This window comes from Kineococcus glutinatus, from assembly GCF_039542765.1.
Lineage (GTDB): Bacteria > Actinomycetota > Actinomycetes > Actinomycetales > Kineococcaceae > Kineococcus_A > Kineococcus_A glutinatus.
Window position 1 is genome coordinate 1 of the sequence record NZ_BAABIL010000622.1, and the last position, 1,967, is coordinate 1,967.

2 protein-coding genes are annotated in these 1,967 nt (G+C 78.1%); both read left to right on the top strand.

Annotated elements, in window-relative coordinates:
* The coding region (locus ABEB16_RS19135) for a cysteine protease StiP family protein (protein WP_345713800.1) at positions 1 to 1,260 on the top strand (1,260 nt) is incomplete at its 5' end.
* A partial coding sequence (locus tag ABEB16_RS19140; RefSeq protein WP_345713801.1) for an HAD family hydrolase occupies positions 1,257 to 1,967 on the top strand: 711 nt, incomplete at its 3' end. The genes ABEB16_RS19135 and ABEB16_RS19140, both read left to right, overlap by 4 nt.

The following is a 1,967-nucleotide window of genomic DNA, read 5'->3' on the forward strand; positions in this document are numbered from 1 at the left end:
CTGCTGCCGCACACCCGCCGGCTGCTGCTCGTGACGCTGCCGGCCGGCGCGCCGGCGCGCCCGCCCGTGCCGGCGCAGCGCGCGCAGCCGCTGCCGGAGGCGCTGCCGGAACCGCTGAGCGGGCCGGGGTTCGGCTCCTACGCGCCCGACGACGTCCGCTGGCTGCTCACCGACCTGTCCGGGGTGCGGCTGGAGGCGCCGGCGGAGGAGCGGGAGGAGGCCATCCAGTCCGGCGGCGCGCACTACGCGGAGTCGCTGCCGGTGGAGTACCAGCCGAGCCCGCGGTACGCGCAGCTGTTCGAGCAGGCGCTGGAGCGCGGTGCGGCGCGGGTCGCCCTGGGCGTCGGTGTCGTCGCGGAGCTGCTGCGCCGCGAGCGCGGCGAGCACGTCGTGCTGGCCTCGCTGGCCCGGGCGGGCACCCCCGTCGGGGTGCTGCTGCGGCGCTGGGCGGCGCGCGCCTGGGGTCTGGACTGGCCGCACGTGGCGGTGTCCATCGTGCGCGGCCGCGGCATCGACGCGGTGGCGCTGCGCTGGCTGGCCGCGTCCCACGACCCGGCGTCGGTGGTCTTCGTCGACGGCTGGACGGGCAAGGGCGCCATCGTGCGGGAGCTGGCCGCGGCGCTGGAGGAGCACGCCCGCACCCGGGGCGTCCGCTTCAGCGCGGACCTCGCCGTGCTCGCCGACCCGGGGCGCTGCGTGCGCACCTTCGGCAGCCGGGAGGACTACCTCGTGCCCTCCGCCTGCCTCAACAGCACGGTGTCCGGCCTGGTCTCCCGCACGGTCCTCAACGACCGGCTGCTGCGGCCGGGGCAGTTCCACGGTGCCAAGCACTACGCGGAGCTGGCCGGCGCGGACGTCTCGGGCCGCTTCCTGGACGCGGTCGGGGCGCACTTCGACGCCGTGGCCGCGCAGGTGCCGGCGGCCGCCGACGCGGTGGCCGCCGGGCCGCGCGAGCCCACCTTCGCGGGGTGGGCGGCGGTGGAGGAGGTGTCGGCCGCCTACGGCATCGGTGACGTCAACCTGGTCAAGCCGGGGGTGGGGGAGACGACGCGGGTGCTGCTGCGCCGGGTGCCGTGGCGGGTGCTGGTGCGCCCGGCGGCGGAGCTGGCCGATCCCGGCGCCCTGGAGCACGTGCTGCTGCTGGCCGAGCAGCGCGGCGTGCCGGTGGAGGAGGTGCCGGGGCTGGCGTACTCGGCGATCGGGCTGATCCACCCCCGCTTCACCCGCGGGGCGACCGGCGCGGCGGGGACGGCGGTGTGAGCGTGCTGCTGGCGGCCAGCGACCTGGACCAGACGCTGGTGTTCTCGGCGCGCTCGGCCGGCTGCGACGTCGCGGACCTGGTGTGCGTGGAGGTGCACGAGGGTCGTCCGCTGTCGCACGTCACGGCGCCGGCGGCCCGGCTGCTGCGGCTGTTGACGACGGCGCAGCTGCTGGTGCCGGCCACGACCCGCACCCCGGCCCAGTACGGCCGCATCCGGCTGCCGGGCCCGCCGCCGCGGTATGCGGTGTGCGCCAACGGCGGGGTGCTCCTCGTCGACGGTGTGCCGGACGGGGGGTGGACCGAGCGGGTGCGCGCGGAGCTGGCCGGGTGCGCACCGCTGGCGGACGTGCGCGCCGCCCTCGACGACCTCGCCGCCGAGCTCGTGGCGGCGGTCCCGGCCGGCGGGGTGCCCGGGGTGCACGTGGTGCCGGGGTTGTTCGCCTACTGCGTGCTGCGCCCCGGGCAGCGGGAGGCGCTGGGCGCCGAGCGGGTGCAGGAGCTGGCGGCGCTGCTGGCGGGCTGGGGGTACGGGCTGTCCGTGCAGGGCCGCAAGGTCTACGCGGTGCCCCGCGGGCTGACGAAGTCCGCGGGGGTCGCGGAGGTGGTGCGCCGCACCGGTGCGGTCGGTTTCGTGGCCGCGGGGGACTCCCTGCTCGACGTCGACCTGCTGCTGGCGGCGCGTGCGGGGGTGCGGCCGCGGCACGGG